A 17496-nucleotide genomic window follows, 5' to 3' on the forward strand; every position below is an offset into this window, starting at 1 on the left:
GTCAGGGCGTTGCGTCGAGCTCCGCACGGATGGCGGAGAACACCGACCGAAACATGTCCCGGGACAGCCGGCCGGTGTTGGTGTTGTAGCGTGAGCAGTGATAGCTGTCGAAGATCACCGGCGCCCCCTCGGGCGCATGACGCGCCGCGTGGCCGAAGGGGAAGGACGCCTTTCTCTGCTGCAAAGCGGTCAGCGTCGCGTCATGCGCGATCCGCCCGAGCGCGAGGATCGCGACCACATCGCCCAGTCGCGCAATCGTTTCCTGCAGATAGGGCAAACAGGTGCGGATTTCCGCACCCGTCGGCTTGTTCTCCGGCGGTACGCACCGCACCGCGTTCGTGATCGCGGCATCGACAAGTGTCAGACCGTCATCGGGATGCTTCGCATAGGTGCCGCGGGCGAACCCGAAGTCGACCATCGTCTCGTAGAGAAGATCCCCGGCGTAGTCGCCGGTGAAGGGGCGCCCCGTCCGGTTCGCCCCCTTCAGACCCGGCGCTAGTCCCACCACGAGCAGCCGCGGCGACGGCGCCGAAAAGGTCGGTACCGGGGCATTGTGCCACTCGGGATTGCGGGCACGGTGCATTTCCCGGAATTCGACCAGCCGCGGACAGGCCGGGCAATCGCCCGGCGGGTTCAAGGGCAATGACATGCGCGCAACCGCTCAATAATCGTCTTCGTCTTCCGCTTCGACCCGACGCGGACGATCGGTCGCCGGACGGGCCGGACGCTCGCCCGGATCGCGGCCGACCTTCTTCGACAGCGTCGCAAGATCGATGAAATGATCGGCCTGGCGGCGCAGGTCGTCGGCGATCATCGGCGGCTGGGTCTGCAAGGTGGAAACCACGCTTACCTTACGTCCCTTGCGCTGCAGCGCCTCGACCAGCGAGCGGAAGTCGCCGTCGCCCGAAAACAGGACGATGTGGTCGACATGCTCGACGATCTCCATGGCATCGACGGCAAGCTCGATGTCCATGTTGCCCTTGATCTTGCGGCGGCCGCTGGAATCGACGAATTCCTTCACTGGCTTGGTGACGACCTTGTAGCCATTGTAGTCAAGCCAGTCGATCAGCGGCCGGATGGAGGAATACTCCTGATCCTCGATCAACGCCGTATAATAATAGGCGCGCAGCAAATAACCCGTCTTCTGGAATTCCTGAAGCAGCATTTTATAGTCGATATCGAAGCCGATTGTCCTGGCGGTCGAGTACAAGTTGGCGCCATCAATAAACAATGCAACTTTTTCCCTGGGATCGAACATCACTTTCAATGCCTTTCACTGTAATGCAGGCCGACCGCCGACAATCTCGAAAATATACCATATTAAAGAGCGGCCGCTCCGGATTTCCGGTTTCGCCCGACCGCTCGTCCAAGACTATTTTCACGCCAATCGTCGAGAGGACCGACCTGCCTACTCCGGAACTTTTCTGCCCCGGCGTCACGTGCCCGTGAAACACCCGTTTCATTTTTTCGGTGCTTCGTTCTTGTCCAGTCACCTAGTAGGCGTCCGGTTTAATTAAGTTCCCTACACCATTTTTGCAGGAAACGGCAACACAACTTCCTCGCTCTTCCAACGTGAGTCGCGCAAAGACACAACCGGAACCAAAAATTAACTTAAAAACAAATAACTCGCAGGATCCTCGGCAAGGCTTGCCATTGTGCTGTCAAGGCAGTACATATCGCGGCTTGCCGACCACAGTTTACGGAGAATACCAATGGCGCGCGTGACCGTCGAAGATTGCATCGACAAGGTCGAGAACCGCTTCGAGCTGGTGCTTCTGGCGAGCCATCGGGCGCGGATGATTTCCAGCGGCTCGCCGCTCACCATCGACCGGGACAACGACAAGAACCCGGTCGTGGCGCTGCGCGAAGTGGCCGAGGAGACCGTCAGCCCGGAAGATCTCAAGGAAGATCTTATCCACTCGCTGCAGAAATATGTCGAGGTCGACGAGCCTGAGGCGGATGCGGTTCCGATGGTTCCCAATGCCTCGCAGCAAAGCGGTGGCACCGAAGTGAACACCGTCGACGATTCCGCAGTGGAATTTGACCGCATGTCGGAAGAAGATCTTCTGCGCGGCCTTGAGGGCCTCGTCCCCCCCGAGCGCAAGGACGACATCTGACAGCGTTCGCCGACAGCCGCTCGAAACGTCGCGTTCTCCGGGGTCGGCACCTGCCTGCCCCGGATTTTCTGCTTTTTATCCGGCGCGGCTCAGATGCTGCGCCCCGGATTGCTGAGGCGTCACCGCAATGATGCGGCAATACGAGCTGGTTGAACGGGTCCAGCGCTTCAATCCGAACGCCGACGAGGCGCTGCTCAACAAGGCTTACGTCTATGCCATGCAAAAACATGGCAGCCAGATGCGTGCCTCGGGTGACCCGTATTTCTCCCATCCTCTCGAAGTTGCCGCGATCCTCACGGACCTGCGTCTCGACGACGCGACCATCGCGGTCGCGCTCCTGCACGACACCATCGAGGACACCTCCGCGACCCGCGACGAGATCGACCGCATGTTCGGTCCCGAGATCGGCAAGCTGGTCGACGGACTGACAAAGATCAAGCGTCTCGATCTCGTGTCGAAGCGGGCCAAGCAGGCGGAAAACTTCCGCAAGCTGCTTCTCGCCATCGCCGACGACGTGCGCGTGCTTCTGGTCAAGCTGGCCGACCGCCTGCACAACATGCGCACGCTCCATCACATGCCGGAGCACAAGCGCGGGCGGATCGCGGAAGAGACGATGGAGATCTATGCCCCCTTGGCCGGGCGCATGGGCATGCACGACATGCGCGAGGAACTGGAAGACATTTCCTTCCGCACCCTCAACCCTGACGCCCATGCCACGATCACCGAACGGCTTGCAGCGCTTGAAGAGAAGAACCAAAGCCTGATCGGCGACATCGAGGCCGACCTGACGCATCGGCTGGAGGAGCGCGGCATCGCGGCTATCGTGCGCGGGCGCGAGAAACGCCCCTACTCGATCTTCCGCAAGATGCAGTCGAAGTCGATCGCCTTCGAACAGCTCTCCGACATTTACGGGTTTCGCGTGATCGTCGGCACGGTGGAGGCCTGCTACCGCGTGCTTGGCGTGGTGCACACCACCTGGCCGACCGTTCCCGGACGGTTCAAGGACTATCTGTCGACGCCAAAGCAGAACGACTACCGCTCGATCCACACCACCGTCGTCGGGCCGAGCCGGCAGCGGGTGGAACTGCAGATTCGCACGACGGCGATGGACCGGGTGGCGGAATACGGTATCGCGGCGCATGCGCTCTACAAGGACGGCGAGCTCGGCGGGCGCAACATCGCCAAGCTCGACGAGGAAAGCCGCGCCTATGAATGGCTGCGACGCACCATTGAGATGCTGTCGCAGGGCGATACGCCGGAAGAGTTCCTGGAAAACACCAAGCTGGAACTGTTCCACGACCAGGTGTTCTGCTTCACGCCAAAGGGGCGCCTGATCGCCCTGCCGCGCGGCGCGACGCCAATCGACTTCGCCTATGCGGTTCATACCGACATCGGCAACACCTGCGTCGGTGCCAAGATCAACGGCCAGATCATGCCGCTCGTGACCGAGCTGCGGAACGGCGACGAGGTCGACATCGTCCGCAGCCAGGCGCAGACGCCGCCGCCGGCCTGGGAAAACATCGCGATCACGGGCAAGGCGCGCGCCGCGATCCGACGCGCGACACGCGAGTCAGCGCGCGAGCAATATGGCTCCCTCGGGCGACATATCCTGGAACGCGCCTTCCTGCGCGCCGGGCATTCGCTGACCGAAGAGCGTCTCGCCGGCGTGATCAGCACGACCGGGCATGGCAGCGTCGCGGATCTGTTGGCAGCGGTCGGGCGCGGCGACATGCGCGCCCATGACGTCGTCGCCGCCGTCTATCCCGACTATCGCGACGACCGGCTGCAGACCGCGCCGGTTGCCGGTGAGGAAGGCTGGTTCGACCTGGAAGGCGGAAGCGGAATGAAGTTCCGGGTCCCGGACGGGCACGGACCGACCGATGACGGCGACGGCACGGCCGCCTTGCCGATCAGCGGACTGTCCGGCGATCTTCCGGTGTCCTTCGCGCCCAATGGCGGCGCGGTTCCGGGCGACAGGATCGTCGGCATCCTGACACCGGGCGTCGGCGTCACCATATATCCGATACAGTCTCCGGCCCTGCAGGCCTTCGAGGAAGAGACCGACCGCTGGCTCGACGTGCGATGGGACATGAGCGGCGACGGGCACGAGCGCTTTCCCGCGCGAATCGTGATCGCGGCCCTGAACGAGCCCGGGTCCCTTGCAACCATCGCCGGGACCATTGCGGATCTGGACGGAAATATCGACAACCTGAAAATGCTGAAGCGGGCAGCAGATTTTCATCAAATCCTCATCGATCTTGAGGTATGGGATCTGAAGCATCTCACCCGGATCATGAATCAGCTCCGGGCCAAACCGAATGTGTCGAGCGTGACCCGGGAAATCGGCTGACCCCGCTATCGCGTGGCGCGAGACGACAAAGAACCGAAACATGCTTTTCAAACGCCGGACCTCGCCCAACCATCTGGAGAGACTGCGCGTCGCGGTCTGGCCACGCCACAGTTTCGCGCGCTCCGCACGGTATTTCTCAAAACGGGTCCTGCGACTGACCGCATCGCCAAATGCCATCGCCCTTGGCTTCGCCGCCGGCGTCTTCGCCTCCATCACCCCCTTCATCGGACTGCATTTCGTTCTCAGTTTCGTCATTGCCTTCATCATCGGCGGCAACATGCTCGCCGCCGCGCTCGGCACGGCGATCGGCAACCCCCTCACCTTCCCGTTGATCTGGGCATCGACCTACAAGCTCGGCGCGATCATCCTCTACGGGGAGGCGAAGACGCTCGACCACAAGGCCCTCGACCGCCATCTCGAAGGCGGTTTTTTCGAGCGCTCGCTGGATACGCTGCTGCCGCTGATCAAGCCGATGCTGGTGGGCGCGATGCCGCTCGGGCTTGTCGCTGGCGTGGTGTCCTATTTCCTGGTCTTCTACAGCGTGCGCACCTATCAGCGCTCGCGGCGGGTGCGGCTTGCCGCGCGACGCGGGCTCGCCTCCGCAAATCCCCGCAAGCCCGACCTCGACGCGCAGCCCTAACGCGGCCATATTGCCTTCGTGCGGCGCCAGCCGCCCTTGTTCGATTGCTTTCGGGAGTCTGTCATGACAAGCCAGCGCCTGCGTCTCGGCGTCAACATCGATCACGTCGCAACCATCCGCAACGCCCGCGGCGGTACGATGCCGGATCCGGTCCGGGCGGCACACGCAGCCGCACGTGCCGGCGCCGACGGGATTACCGCGCATTTGCGCGAGGATCGCCGCCACATTTCGGACGCCGACATCGAACGGCTGAGCCGCGAGATCGACCTGCCCCTCAACTTCGAGATGGCGGCGACCCCGGAGATGCTCGCAATTGCGCTGAAGGCCAAGCCGCATGCGGCGTGCATCGTTCCCGAGAAACGCGAGGAACGCACCACCGAGGGCGGACTGGATGCGCGCAGACAGCACAATCAGCTTGCCCCGATCGTCGCGAAACTTGCCGAGAACGGCAGCCGCGTCTCGCTTTTCGTCGAGCCGGATCCCGTCCAGCTCGATGCTGCCGTCTCGCTCGGCGCCCAGGTGGTTGAACTTCACGTCGGGCGGTATTGCGACCTCTTCGCGGAGGGCGACCATGCCGGCGCGGCAAGGGAACTCGCGCGCATCCAGGATGCCGCGCGCCACGGCGCCGCCGTCGGACTTGAGGTTCATGCAGGCCATGGCCTCACCTTCGAGACGGTGGCGGATATCGCGGCAATCCCGGAACTGGTCGAACTCAACATCGGCCATTTCCTGATCGGCGAAGCGATCTTCATCGGCCTGGAAGCCGCGATTGCCGAGATGCGCCAGCAGATGATGCTCGGGCGCGCCAGGGCCGCCTGAGCGATGATCGTCGGCATCGGCTCTGACCTGATCGACATCCGCAGGATCGAGAAGACGCTCGACCGGTTCGGCGAACGCTTCGTCATGCGTGTTTTCACCGAAGAGGAACGGCGCCGGTCCGACCGGCGCCGGCTGCGCGCCGCCTCCTACGCGAAGCGCTTCGCGGCCAAGGAAGCCTGCTCCAAGGCGCTCGGCACGGGCATCCGCATGGGCGTCGCCTGGCGCGAAATGGGGGTCGTGAACCTGCCGTCGGGAAAGCCGACGATGCAACTGACCGGCTCCGCCGAACGGCGCCTGGCAACCCTCGTGCCGGAGGGGTTTCATCCGCGCATCGACCTGACGATCACCGATGACGATCCGTTGGCCCAGGCCTTTGTGGTGATCACCGCATGGCCGGCGGATTGGCCGCAGGCCCTGGCGCCGGGGACACGCGACGGATGACACGGCGATCTTGGCGAGCGCTTTGCATTGCGCAGGCGAAAGCGAGCCGGTACAAGCCAAGACGCGCATGCGCCGTTTCCTCCAGGTACGTGCACGCCGGGCGTTTTCGCCACCAGAATGCCTGCGGGCTGCGCCAGGCCGGGCGCATGCACCACGAAGTTCCCTGCCGCTTTGGCCCTGTGTGCTGCGGGATGCCGGCACCAGGTATGCGTTCAAGTCGCGAAGGATCAAATGAGCGTGTCTGAAGACAAGAAAAGCAAAGACGGTGGGATCTACGAGACCACCAAGGTGCTTGTGCAGGCGCTTGCGCTCGCGCTGATCGTGCGAACGCTGCTGTTTCAGCCTTTCAACATCCCGTCGGGCTCGATGATGGATACGTTGCTGATCGGCGATTACCTGTTCGTCTCGAAGTACAGCTATGGCTACTCGCAGTATTCCTTTCCCTATGGCCTGATCCCGATCGAGGGCCGGATCTGGGCGGAAGAGCCGGAGCGCGGCGATGTCGCTGTCTTCAAGCTTCCGCGCGACAATTCCACCGACTACATCAAACGGGTGGTCGGCCTGCCGGGCGACGAGATCCAGATGATCGACGGTGTCCTGCACATCAACGGCACCGCCGTCGAACGCAGCCGAATCGACGATTTCATCACGACCGACTCCTTTGGCAGCGTGCGACGGGTCCCGCGGTTCCGCGAAACCCTGCCGAACGGCGTCACCTATGACACGCTCGATCTGACCATGCGCGGGACCTGGGACAACACCCGCGTCTACAAGGTGCCCCCGGGGCACTACTTCATGATGGGCGACAACCGGGACAACTCCACCGACAGCCGCGTGTTGTCGGCCGTTGGCTATGTTCCGTTCGAGAACTTCGTCGGGCGGGCGGAAATCCTGTTCTTCTCCGTGGATGAGGACGCTTCCGCCTGGATGTTCTGGAAATGGCCCTGGACGGTGCGGTTCAACCGCCTGTTCCGGACGCTTTGACCGGTCAGCCCCGTGCGGACGGTATGACGATGAACACGGACACAGCGCAGCGCAGCGCGGAAAAGGACCTGCAAGCCCGCCTCGGCCACACATTCTCCGATGGCTCGCTGCTGACCCGCGCCCTCACCCACGGCAGCGCGACAGCCAGGGGCGATGCCGGCACAAGCTACCAGCGGCTTGAGTTTCTCGGCGACAGGGTGCTCGGGCTTGCAGTGGCGACAATGCTGCATCACAGCTTTCCCCAGGCGGAGGAAGGCGAGCTTGCCCGCCGGCTCAACCAGTTGGTCCGGCGCGAGACCTGCGCCGATGTCGCCCGCGACCTCGCGCTCGGAGAGGCCATCGTCTTCGGCGACAGCGAGGCACAGACCGGCGGACGCAAGAAAACCGCAATCCTCGCCGATGTCTGCGAGGCGGTGATCGCGGCGATCTATCTGGACGCGGGCCTTGCGGCGGCGCAAACTCTGATCGAGCGTCACTGGGGCCCGCGCATGACCAACTACAGCGGCCCGCTGCGCGATCCCAAGACCATGCTCCAGGAATGGGCGCAAGGGCGCGGAAAGACCGCGCCGCGCTACACCATGACGGAGCGAAGCGGTCCCGATCACGCGCCGAGCTTTACCGTGCGCGTCGATATCGACGAAACAGAGCCGGCCTTCGGGACCGGAGGATCAAAACGCCTTGCCGAACAGCGCGCAGCCGAAGCCGCGCTCGTGCGTGAGGGCTTGTGGACGGAGACAGAACCCAGGTGAACGACACGCCAGACGAGACCACCGGCCCGGCCGGTACCACGACCGAGCCCGAAGCGATCGCCCCGTCCGAGACGCGGGCGGGCTTCGTCGCGCTGATCGGGGCGCCGAACGCGGGCAAATCGACGCTGCTCAATGCGCTCGTCGGGGTGAAGGTCTCCATCGTCACCCACAAGGTCCAGACGACGCGGGCGCTGGTGCGCGGCATCGCCATGCATGGCGCCTCGCAGATCATCTTCGTCGACACGCCGGGGATCTTCCGCCCGAAGCGCCGTCTCGAGCGGGCGATGGTCGACACCGCCTGGGGCGGGGCGCGCGAAGCGGATATCGTCGTCCTGCTGATCGATGCCAAGAAGGGCATCGACGAGGGGGCGGAAGCCATTCTCGACCGGCTGGCGGATGTGAAACTGCCGAAGCTGCTGGTCCTCAACAAGATCGACATCACCAAGCGCGATCACCTGCTCGAGCTGGCCCAGAAGGCCAACGAGCGCGTGGCCTTCGACGAGACCTTCATGGTGTCGGCGTCCAAGGGGTATGGCCTCGACAAGCTGATGGACCATCTGGCCGTTTCCGTTCCGCCGAGCCCGTGGCTCTACCCGGAAGACCAGGCTTCGGACCTGCCGATGCGCATGCTCGCGGCCGAAATCACCCGCGAGAAGCTGTTCCTGCGTCTTCACCAGGAATTGCCCTATATGTCGACGGTGGAAACCGAGAGCTGGCAGGAGCGCAAGGATGGCTCCGTGCGCATCGAGCAGACGATCTATGTCGAGCGCGACAGCCAGAAGATGATCGTGCTCGGTCAGGGCGGGCGCACCATCAAGGCGATCTCGCAGGCGGCACGCGGCGAAATCGCGGAAGTGCTCGGCTGCCCGGTGCATCTCTTCCTCTTCGTCAAGGTCCGGGAAAACTGGGCCGACGACCCGGAGCGCTACCGCGAGATGGGGCTGGAGTTCCCGCGCTGACGTCCGGCGCGCGGACCTGAACGGCGAGCGACCATGGAATGGAGTGACGACGGCATCATCCTCGCCACCCGGCGTCACGGGGAGTCGAGCGTCATCCTCGAGGTCATGACGCGCGGACGCGGGCGGCACCTGGGTCTGGTGCGCGGGGGTCGCAGCCGCAAGATGCAGGCGGCACTCCAGCCGGGCAACACCGTCGACCTGGTCTGGCGCGCGCGGATCGACAATCATCTGGGCACATTTGCCGTCGAACCCGTGACACAACGCGCCGCCGACCTGATGACGGCGGCAAGCGGCGTCTACGGGATCCAGGCGCTTGCCGCACTCCTGCATCTGCTGCCTGAACGCGACCCTCACCCCCTGCTCCACGCCGGCCTGACGGCGATCCTCGACCATCTCGGCACGCCGGCAATCGCCGGGCCGCTGATGGTCCATTTCGAACTTCAGGTCCTGGCCGAGCTCGGCTTCGGTCTCGACCTGGGCGAATGCGCCGCCACGGGACAGCGCACCGACCTGATCTATGTCTCGCCCAAGTCCGGCCGCGCCGTCTGCAGCGCCGCCGGCGCGCCCTATGCCGACCGGCTCCTCCCATTGCCGGCGTTCCTGCGCGCCCGCGACGGCGGAGAGATCGCAACACCGGGGTCCGAGGTCGACGGAGCGGCGCTGGCCGACGCATTCCGTCTGACCGGATATTTTCTCAACCGGCATGTCTACACCCCGCGCGGCGTGGCCGTGTCGCCGGCACGCGACGGCTTTATCGAAGCGGTGCGCCGCGCGACGGCTGCAAGCTGAAAAGCGCCGGTTTGCCTCGCTTAACCGCCGGCAATGCGTTGCGCGATTCGGTGAATGGCTGTAGCCAAGGCTTATGGGAAAAGACCTGATTCCGCCTGGCGGCATTGAACCGATCAATTTGCGCGACGCGCTCGAGGAGCGCTATCTCGCCTACGCGCTTTCGACGATCACCCACCGGGCGCTTCCGGATGTGCGCGACGGGTTGAAACCGGTCCATCGCCGGCTGCTCTACGCCATGCGCCTGCTGAAGCTCGACCCGAACGCAGGCTTCAAGAAATGCGCCCGCGTGGTCGGCGACGTGATGGGTAAATACCACCCGCACGGCGACCAGGCGATTTATGACGCCCTCGTGCGTCTGGCGCAGGATTTCGCCGTTCGCTACCCGATGGTCGACGGCCAGGGCAACTTCGGCAACATTGACGGCGATAGCGCTGCGGCGATGCGTTATACCGAGGCGCGGCTGACCGACATCGCCATGCGCACGCTCGAGGGCCTGGACGAGGACGCGGTCGACTTCCGCGAGACCTACGACGGTCTCGACCGGGAACCGATCGTCCTGCCGGGCGGCTTTCCCAATCTGCTTGCCAATGGCGCCGCCGGTATTGCGGTGGGCATGGCGACTTCGATCCCGCCGCACAACATCGGCGAGCTCTGCGCGGCCGCGCAGCTCCTGATCAAGACGCCCGACGCCTCCACGGAGGAACTGCTTACCCACGTCCAGGGTCCGGATTTCCCGACCGGCGGCGTGCTGGTGCGCAACGACGCGGCTTTCCTCGAGGCCTATGAAACCGGACGCGGCGGATTTCGCGTGCGCGCGCGCTGGGAGGTCGAGGACCTGGGGCGCGGCACCTGGCAGGTGGTGGTCACGGAGATCCCCTATCAGGTGCAGAAATCCCGCCTGATCGAGAAGATCGCGGAACTGCTGCAGGCGCGCAAGCTGCCGCTCCTCGACGACGTGCGCGACGAATCCGCCGAGGACGTCCGGCTCGTGCTCGTGCCGCGCAGCAAGAATGTCGACGCCTCGCTGCTGATGGAATCCCTGTTCAAGCTGACGGATCTGGAAAACCGGTTCTCGCTCAATATGAACGTGCTTTCGGGCGGTCGAGTTCCGATGGTGATGGGCCTGCGCCAGGTGCTGCGCGAGTGGCTCGACCACCGCAAGGACGTGCTGGTGCGGCGCTCGACCCACCGCCTCGGCCAGATCGAGCATCGGCTGGAAGTCCTTGGCGGCTACCTGATCGCCTATCTGAACCTCGACGAGGTGATCCGCATCATCCGCGAGGAGGACGACGCCAAGGCCTCGCTGCGGGCCGCCTTCGGCCTCAGCGACGTTCAGGCCGAAGCCGTCCTCAACATGCGCCTGCGCGCCTTGCGCAAGCTCGAAGAGATCGAGATCCGCAAGGAGCACGACAAGCTTACCGAAGAGCGCGAGCAATTGCTGACGCTGCTTGGCTCCGATGCACGCCAGTGGACCCGCATCGGCAAGCAGATCACCGAACTGGCGAAGGCCTACGGCCCTGAGACAGCTCTCGGCAAGCGCCGCACCACCTTCGGCGATGCGATCGACATCGACGTGACCGACATTCATCAGGCGATGATCGAGAAGGAACCGATCACCGTCATCGTCTCGGAAAAGGGCTGGGTGCGCGCACTGAAGGGCCACCAGACCGACCTCTCGTCGCTGTCGTTCAAGCAGGACGATGCGCTGAAACTTCATATCCACGCGGAGACGACCGACAAGCTGCTGGTCTTCACCACCGGCGGCAAGTTCTTCACCCTCGCCGCCGACAAGCTGCCCGGCGGGCGCGGCCACGGCGAACCCTTCCGCCTGATGGTCGACATGGACGAGGGCCACGACGTCGTCGACGTCTTCGTCTCCAAGGGCGACCGCAAGCTGCTGCTGGTGTCGACAGAAGCGCGCGGCTTCGTCGTCAACGAGGCCGATGTCATCGCCAACACCCGCAAAGGCAAGCAGGTGCTGAACGTCACGACGCCCGGCGAAGCGAAACTCTGCGTCGCCGCCGATGGCGATCAAGTCGCGATCATCGGACGCAACCGCAAGCTTCTCGTGTTCCCGCTGTCGCAGGTGCCGGAGATGAGCCGCGGGCGCGGCGTGCGGCTGCAGCGCTATCGCGACGGCGGCGTGTCGGATGCCGTCGTGTTCAAGGGCGCTAACGGGTTGAGCTGGGTCGACAGCTCCGGGCGCAGCTTCACCCGCTCGCTGGAGGAGTTGACCGACTGGCGTGGCGACCGGGCCCAGGCCGGCCGGCTGCCGCCGAACGGCTTCCCCCGCACCAACACATTCGGACGGCGGACGCTCTAGACCCGGTTGGCACCAGTCGCCCTGCGGCGTTCGCCGCCGGCGGTGGGTGAGGCCGGCGCGCTTGCAATCCGGCGCGCCGCATATTGAAATCCGGCAAGTCCTTCCTCCAACCCACTGGGGACATGCATGAGCCAGCGCATCGAGCCGTTTTCACGCGACGGGTTTCAGGTCTTTCGCGAGATCCCGACCCGTTGGATGGATGCCGACGCCTATGGCCACGTCAACAACGTCGAGTACCTGAGCTATTTCGACACGGCGGTAAATGGGTGGCTGATCTCGCGCGGGACCCTCGACCCGCGCTGGTCGGAACAGGTGTTCCTGGTCGTCGAAACGCAGTGCAGCTATTTCGAGGAACTGACCTTCCCGGACGTGGTTCACGCCGGGATCCGGGTCTCCCGCCTTGGCGGAAGTTCCGTGACCTATGAAATCGGCCTGTTTCGCAACGACGGACAGAGCGCCTGTGCGCAGGGCCGTTTCGTGCATGTGCAGGTGGATTCGAAGACCCGCCGCCCGGTGCCAATCACCGGAGAACGGCGGGCTCTGCTGGAGTCGATCTCGGTCCAGAAGGAACCTCGGTAAATCCAACGAATTGCCAAGCTTTCCTAAAGCAGGTTCTCATCTCGAATTCACAGGTTTCGCACAGCTTTTCCACCGAGCGGCGCACAGGTTATCCAGCCGTTTTCAACAGTCGGGCCTTTTCCCTGCTCCAGTCTCGCTTCTTCTCGGTCTCGCGCTTGTCGTGCAGCTTCTTGCCGCGCGCCAGGGCGAGCTCCAGTTTCGCCGTGCCCTTCTCGTTGAAGTAGAGCTTGAGCGGGACGATGGTCTTTCCGTCCTTCTGGACGGCAGACGACAGGCGCGCGAGCTCGCGCGCATGCACCAGCAGCTTGCGCCGGCGACGGGGCTCGTGATTGAAACGGTTCGCCTGAAGATACTCGGGGATATAGGAGTTGATCAGCCAGAGCTCCCCGCCCTCTTCGCTGGCATAGGATTCCGCGATGTTGGACTTGCCAAGGCGCAGTGCCTTCACCTCGGTTCCGGTCAAGACAATGCCGGCCTCAAGCGTGTCCTCTATCTCGTAATTGAAGCGCGCCTTGCGGTTTTCCGCAATGATCTTGCGTCCGCCTTCATTCGCCTTCTTCTTGGCCATGGTGATGCCCGGGCGCCGGCGCGGCCTCAGGCCACGCCGGCGCTGTCCTTGTTCAGTTGAGCAGGCCCGCGTGCGTCATCGCATCGCGGATCGCCGCCTGGGTTGTTTCCGATACCGGCACGAGCGGCAGGCGCAGTTCGTTGTCCAGCTTTCCGATCAGCGACAGCGCGTATTTGACGCCCGTCGGGTTCGGTTCGATGAACAGCGCATTGTGCAGCGGTGCCAGCCGGTCTTGGATCTCAAGCGCCGTGCGGAAGTCGCCCGCAAGGGTCGCTTCCTGGAACTGCGCACAAAGGCGCGGCGCGACGTTGGCGGTCACGGAAATGCAGCCCGTGCCGCCATGGGCGTTGAAGCCGAGCGCGGTGATGTCCTCACCCGAAAGCTGGATGAAGTCGGGGCCGCACACCTCGCGCTGACGGCTCGCCCGCGACATGTTCGCGGTCGCGTCCTTCACGCCCTTGATGTTCTTGCAGGTCGCAAACAGCTCCGCCATCGTCTCCGGCGTCATGTCGATCACCGACCGGCCGGGGATGTTGTAGATGTAGATCGGAATGTCGACTTCCTTGTCGATCGCCCGGTAATGCGCCTTCAGACCCGCCTGGTTCGGCTTGTTGTAATAGGGCGTTACGATCAGCAGGGCATCGGCTCCGGCCTTCTGCGCGAAGGTGGCGAAGTCGATGGCCTCGACGGTGTTGTTGGAGCCGGCTCCGGCCATCACCGGAACGCGGCCGCCGGCCGCCTCGATGCACAGATCAACAACGCGCTTGTGCTCGGCATGGCTGAGCGTCGGGCTCTCGCCGGTCGTGCCGACCGGAACGAGGCCGTGGCTGCCCTCTTTGATCTGCCAGTCCACAAACTCCTGATACGCTTTCTCATCAACCGCTCCGTCGCGAAACGGCGTGACGAGTGCGGGGATGGATCCCTTGAACATGACGGTCCTCTTGGAGTGTGGATCAGGTAACGGGCGGAACGCCCGGGTGGCGCACAATAGTCGCCGCGCGCTGGCGACGCAACACGCACTGTTCCGGGGCCGGATGCCTCTTTCAATCGTCGTTCGCCGGCGACTATCATGGCGGTCAACAACGGGGGAAACGCCTTGCCGAACAGCATGCAACCGGATCGATCGCCCACAGCCACCGCGAACGAAGCCACTCCCTTGGCAAGAGAATGGCTGGCAAGCGACGGACTTCGGCTCGCCGCGACGACCTGGCGCGCGAAAAACGCAGGGTCCTCGCCGCCGCAGGTCCTGTGCCTCGCAGGGCTGTCGCGCAACAGCCGCGACTTCACCCCGCTGGCCGAGGCGCTTGCCGCTCGCGGCTTTGATGTAACGGCGATGGACTATCGCGGCCGCGGCCGCTCGGACCATGACGCCGACTGGCGCAACTATGCCATCGAACGCGAGGCCGAGGACATCGACTGCGGCCTCGATGCGCTTGGCATCCCACGGGCCATCGTCATCGGCACCTCGCGCGGCGGGCTGCACGCGATGCTGCTTGCCCTGCGCTCGGCGGAGCGTGTTGCCGGCGTGGTGCTGAACGATATCGGCCCGACCATCGAACGCGACGGTCTGCATCGCCTTGCCGGAACCATCGGCCACACGATGGAGGCAGCCGACTGGCCGTCCGCCGCCGCCCGGCTTCGCTGTGCCCTGGCAGAGCAGTTTCCCGGGCTCGATGACGCCGGCTGGGAGCGGTTTGCGCGGCAATTGTATGTCGAGACGCCCGACGGGCTGCATCTCGACTATGACGAAAAGCTGCGCCACACGCTTGAAGATCTCGACCGGGAGGCGGACCTTCCGGATTTCTGGCCCGTGTTCGATGCGATCCGCGCCACGCCGCTGCTGGCGCTGCGGGGCGCCCATTCCGACCTTTTGAGCGAGGAAACCTTCGCCGAGATGATGCGCCGACACCCGGATGCAAAGGCCCTCACCGTTGAGAATGAAGGCCACGCGCCGCTTCTGTGGGACGCGAAAACCCAGGACGCGATCGTCAACTTCGCCTGCCGCTGCGCCGGAAAATCCGACTGAGCGCTAGCGCAGATGCACGGTCACGCGGGCCGAACGGCCATCGGCGTCGATCACCGAGATCGTCGACGTGCCGGGCCCGTCCGGTACCAGCGTCAGGGCGCGCGCATGGGCGCCATTGGCGACCGGCGCTCCGTTCGCCATCCAGACAAAGGGACCGCGCCCGCGCCGCGCCTTGATCACAAGCGGCAGCGGTTCGCCTGTCGGGGATGCGCTGGCCAGTCCAAGCTCGATAACCGCCCCGTCGGGGGGATAGAAGATCTCCGGCGCTGACGTCACGCCCTCCACAGCCTCGCGCGACGCCCGGGTCCGGGCATGTTGCAGGGGCGCCGGAACGGGATCGCGTCCGGCAAGCTCCGCCGTTGGCGGCGGCGACAGCCGTTCGCGCTCGGGTCCGACCCGCTGAAACGCCTCGAACAGGATGGGTGCGGCCGAATCGAAGCCTGTCATGCCCGGCACCGGGGTGCCGTCCGCCCGCCCGGTCCAGACGCCGATGACGTGGCGGCCGTCATAGCCCACCGCCCAGGCGTCGCGATAGCCGTAGGAGGTCCCGGTCTTGTAGGCGACGCCCTCGCCGCGCGCGGCTGCCGGCGGCGGCACTTCCGACAGGATCTCGCCGATGCGCCAGGCCGCCGTCGGCGAAAGCACCCGCTTATTCGCTGCAAGCACACCCGCACCTTCGCCTCCACCACCGGGTTCGATCCGCAGGCGAACGGGGGCGCCCTCGTTCGCGATCCCCGCATAGAGCGAGACGAGATCCGCAAGCGACAGCCCGAAACCGCCAAGCGCCACGGCAAGTCCGGGCGGCTGATCGCCGGAAAAGCGCGGCGTGGCCCCGGACCTGCGCAGGCGCGCGACAAAGCGCGCGACCCCGACCGCATCCAGAAGCGCCACCGCCGGAACATTCAGCGAAGCCAGCAGCGCATCGCGCACGCGCACCGTTCCCTGAAACGACTGGTCGAAATTGGTCGGCGAGTAACCGCCAAGGGTCGCCGGGCGGTCGTCGATCAGACTGTCGGGATGGGCGATGCCTTCCTCGAAGGCCAAACCGTAGATCAGTGGCTTGAGGGTCGATCCGGGCGAGCGCAGCGCGCGCGTCATGTCGACGTGCCCGCGCCGGGCCTCGTCGAGCAGATCCGGCGACCCGACATGGGCCCGGATTTCACCGCTTTGGTGATCGGCGACGATCATGGCGACCGAGACATGCGGACCGAGGCGCCGGGCGCGGGCCTGTGCAAGCTGCTCCAGCCGCGCCTGCAGGTCCGCATCAATGGTGAGGCGGATCTCGTTGTCCCCATCCCGGGCTGCAACAGCATCGCGGGCCGCATGCGCGGCAAGGCGCGGGACTTCGCGGCGCAGGGTCGGAACCGGCGCGCGCGCGGCGGCATCGACCTGTTCGGGGCTCAGCACCCCGCGAGCCGCCATGACCGCAAGCACACGGTCGCGCGCCTGTCGCGCGGCCTGCGGATAGCGATCCGGGCGTCGCAGTTCCGGGGCCTGCGGCAGGGCGACCAGCAGCGCCGCCTCGGCCGGGGTCAGCCGCGCCGGCTCCTTCGCGAACCAGGCAAGCGTCGCCGCGCGAACGCCTTCGATATTGCCGCCGAAGGGCGCGCGCAGCAGGTAGAGCGCGAGAATGTCGGCCTTGGCAAGATCGCGTTCGAGCGCCAGCGCCAGCACGATCTGTCGCCATTTCGATGCAAGCCCGCGCGTCGAGCGTTCCATCGTCAGGCGTGCCGTCTGCATCGTCAGCGTCGAGGCGCCCGACACGATCCGCCCGGCCAGGAACGACTGGACGCCGGCGCGAAGAACGGCGCGCGGATCGACCCCTGCATGCGCATGGAACCGTCTGTCCTCATAGGCCAGCAACATGCGGATGTAGAGCGGATCCACATCGACCAGTGACACCGGGAGCCGCCAGCGGTCGTCGGGGGTCTGGAAGGCGCGCAACAAGGCTCCGTCGCGCGCCAGAACGGCTTTGGAGACGGTGACCTCCGCTGAGGTGCGCGTGACGGGAACCGAGGCGACCTGCACCAAGAGGAGGACAGCGAGCGCCACGCCCGCGGCAAGGATCGCGGCAAGGCCGTAGGCTGCCCGTCTTGCGACGCGCCGGAGGCGTCCACCCGATGCGCCCTGCCCCTTCATCCGCGGATCCATC

General features: G+C 64.9%; 17 protein-coding genes. 12 read left to right on the top strand and 5 right to left on the bottom strand.

The window, feature by feature from the left end:
* Position 1: 1 nt before the first annotated feature.
* Positions 2–649, bottom strand: coding sequence for a uracil-DNA glycosylase (locus LC092_RS00740; protein ID WP_224804066.1), 648 nt, complete (start codon positions 647–649; stop codon positions 2–4).
* 12 nt (positions 650–661) lie between these two features.
* Positions 662–1258 (bottom strand): NYN domain-containing protein, encoded by a 597-nt coding sequence (locus LC092_RS00745; RefSeq protein WP_224804068.1) that lies wholly within the window; start codon positions 1256–1258, stop codon positions 662–664.
* Positions 1259–1712: 454 nt separating this feature from the next.
* On the opposite strand from LC092_RS00745, the gene rpoZ reads away from it, so the two are divergent.
* The 11 genes from rpoZ to LC092_RS00800 all read left to right on the top strand — a co-directional run bounded on the left by rpoZ (position 1713) and on the right by LC092_RS00800 (position 12750).
* On the top strand, positions 1713–2117 hold the full coding sequence (rpoZ, locus tag LC092_RS00750) for a DNA-directed RNA polymerase subunit omega (protein WP_224804069.1): 405 nt from the start codon (positions 1713–1715) through the stop codon (positions 2115–2117).
* A gap of 127 nt (positions 2118–2244) precedes the next feature.
* Complete coding sequence (locus LC092_RS00755; RefSeq protein ID WP_224804071.1) at positions 2245–4467, top strand: RelA/SpoT family protein; 2223 nt, start codon at positions 2245–2247, stop codon at positions 4465–4467.
* A gap of 40 nt (positions 4468–4507) precedes the next feature.
* Positions 4508–5107: a DUF2062 domain-containing protein gene (locus LC092_RS00760; RefSeq protein ID WP_224804073.1), complete on the top strand. Its 600-nt coding sequence runs from the start codon at positions 4508–4510 to the stop codon at positions 5105–5107.
* A 63-nt stretch (positions 5108–5170) separates the two neighbouring features.
* The gene (locus tag LC092_RS00765; RefSeq protein ID WP_224804075.1) at positions 5171–5926 is read left to right on the top strand and encodes a pyridoxine 5'-phosphate synthase; all 756 of its coding nucleotides are present in this window, start codon (positions 5171–5173) and stop codon (positions 5924–5926) included.
* Positions 5927–5929: 3 nt separating this feature from the next.
* Positions 5930–6367 (top strand): holo-ACP synthase, encoded by a 438-nt coding sequence (gene acpS, locus LC092_RS00770; RefSeq protein WP_224804077.1) that lies wholly within the window; start codon positions 5930–5932, stop codon positions 6365–6367.
* A gap of 231 nt (positions 6368–6598) precedes the next feature.
* Complete coding sequence (gene lepB, locus LC092_RS00775; RefSeq protein ID WP_224804079.1) at positions 6599–7351, top strand: signal peptidase I; 753 nt, start codon at positions 6599–6601, stop codon at positions 7349–7351.
* A 29-nt stretch (positions 7352–7380) separates the two neighbouring features.
* The gene (rnc, locus tag LC092_RS00780) at positions 7381–8100 is read left to right on the top strand and encodes a ribonuclease III (RefSeq protein WP_224804081.1); all 720 of its coding nucleotides are present in this window, start codon (positions 7381–7383) and stop codon (positions 8098–8100) included.
* 56 nt (positions 8101–8156) lie between these two features.
* On the top strand, positions 8157–9059 hold the full coding sequence (gene era, locus LC092_RS00785) for a GTPase Era (protein WP_224804892.1): 903 nt from the start codon (positions 8157–8159) through the stop codon (positions 9057–9059).
* A 33-nt stretch (positions 9060–9092) separates the two neighbouring features.
* On the top strand, positions 9093–9848 hold the full coding sequence (recO, locus tag LC092_RS00790) for a DNA repair protein RecO (protein WP_224804083.1): 756 nt from the start codon (positions 9093–9095) through the stop codon (positions 9846–9848).
* A gap of 73 nt (positions 9849–9921) precedes the next feature.
* Positions 9922–12171, top strand: coding sequence for a DNA topoisomerase IV subunit A (parC, locus tag LC092_RS00795; protein WP_224804085.1), 2250 nt, complete (start codon positions 9922–9924; stop codon positions 12169–12171).
* 126 nt (positions 12172–12297) lie between these two features.
* Positions 12298–12750, top strand: a complete 453-nt coding sequence (locus tag LC092_RS00800) for an acyl-CoA thioesterase (RefSeq protein WP_224804087.1) — start codon at positions 12298–12300, stop codon at positions 12748–12750.
* 88 nt (positions 12751–12838) lie between these two features.
* Here LC092_RS00800 and smpB read toward each other — a convergent pair whose 3' ends face one another.
* Both smpB and dapA read right to left on the bottom strand, forming a co-directional pair.
* Positions 12839–13318, bottom strand: a complete 480-nt coding sequence (gene smpB / locus LC092_RS00805) for an SsrA-binding protein SmpB (RefSeq protein ID WP_224804089.1) — start codon at positions 13316–13318, stop codon at positions 12839–12841.
* Between the two features lie 52 nt (positions 13319–13370).
* Positions 13371–14249 carry a 4-hydroxy-tetrahydrodipicolinate synthase gene (gene dapA, locus LC092_RS00810; RefSeq protein WP_224804091.1) on the bottom strand — a complete coding sequence of 293 codons (879 nt, stop codon included), beginning with the start codon at positions 14247–14249 and terminating at the stop codon, positions 13371–13373.
* A 225-nt stretch (positions 14250–14474) separates the two neighbouring features.
* Between dapA and LC092_RS00815 the strand changes: the two genes are divergently transcribed.
* The gene (locus LC092_RS00815) at positions 14475–15344 is read left to right on the top strand and encodes an alpha/beta fold hydrolase (RefSeq protein ID WP_224804093.1); all 870 of its coding nucleotides are present in this window, start codon (positions 14475–14477) and stop codon (positions 15342–15344) included.
* A 3-nt stretch (positions 15345–15347) separates the two neighbouring features.
* Here LC092_RS00815 and pbpC read toward each other — a convergent pair whose 3' ends face one another.
* Positions 15348–17483: a penicillin-binding protein 1C gene (gene pbpC / locus LC092_RS00820; RefSeq protein ID WP_224804095.1), complete on the bottom strand. Its 2136-nt coding sequence runs from the start codon at positions 17481–17483 to the stop codon at positions 15348–15350.
* Positions 17484–17496: the final 13 nt, after the last annotated feature.

Origin of the sequence: Stappia stellulata (assembly GCF_020176715.1) — a bacterium.
In the GTDB taxonomy this organism is placed as follows: domain Bacteria; phylum Pseudomonadota; class Alphaproteobacteria; order Rhizobiales; family Stappiaceae; genus Stappia.

Coding starts and splice junctions, on each gene's coding strand:
- rpoZ (WP_224804069.1), top strand. CDS start 1,713: ATGGCGCGCGTGACCGTCGAAGATTGCATCGACAAGGTCGAGAACCGC.
- LC092_RS00755 (WP_224804071.1), top strand. CDS start 2,245: ATGATGCGGCAATACGAGCTGGTTGAACGGGTCCAGCGCTTCAATCCG.
- LC092_RS00765 (WP_224804075.1), top strand. CDS start 5,171: ATGACAAGCCAGCGCCTGCGTCTCGGCGTCAACATCGATCACGTCGCA.
- parC (WP_224804085.1), top strand. CDS start 9,922: ATGGGAAAAGACCTGATTCCGCCTGGCGGCATTGAACCGATCAATTTG.
- rnc (WP_224804081.1), top strand. CDS start 7,381: ATGAACACGGACACAGCGCAGCGCAGCGCGGAAAAGGACCTGCAAGCC.
- LC092_RS00800 (WP_224804087.1), top strand. CDS start 12,298: ATGAGCCAGCGCATCGAGCCGTTTTCACGCGACGGGTTTCAGGTCTTT.
- LC092_RS00760 (WP_224804073.1), top strand. CDS start 4,508: ATGCTTTTCAAACGCCGGACCTCGCCCAACCATCTGGAGAGACTGCGC.
- recO (WP_224804083.1), top strand. CDS start 9,093: ATGGAATGGAGTGACGACGGCATCATCCTCGCCACCCGGCGTCACGGG.
- pbpC (WP_224804095.1), bottom strand. CDS start 17,483: ATGAAGGGGCAGGGCGCATCGGGTGGACGCCTCCGGCGCGTCGCAAGA.
- LC092_RS00740 (WP_224804066.1), bottom strand. CDS start 649: ATGTCATTGCCCTTGAACCCGCCGGGCGATTGCCCGGCCTGTCCGCGG.
- dapA (WP_224804091.1), bottom strand. CDS start 14,249: ATGTTCAAGGGATCCATCCCCGCACTCGTCACGCCGTTTCGCGACGGA.
- smpB (WP_224804089.1), bottom strand. CDS start 13,318: ATGGCCAAGAAGAAGGCGAATGAAGGCGGACGCAAGATCATTGCGGAA.
- LC092_RS00745 (WP_224804068.1), bottom strand. CDS start 1,258: ATGTTCGATCCCAGGGAAAAAGTTGCATTGTTTATTGATGGCGCCAAC.
- lepB (WP_224804079.1), top strand. CDS start 6,599: ATGAGCGTGTCTGAAGACAAGAAAAGCAAAGACGGTGGGATCTACGAG.
- acpS (WP_224804077.1), top strand. CDS start 5,930: ATGATCGTCGGCATCGGCTCTGACCTGATCGACATCCGCAGGATCGAG.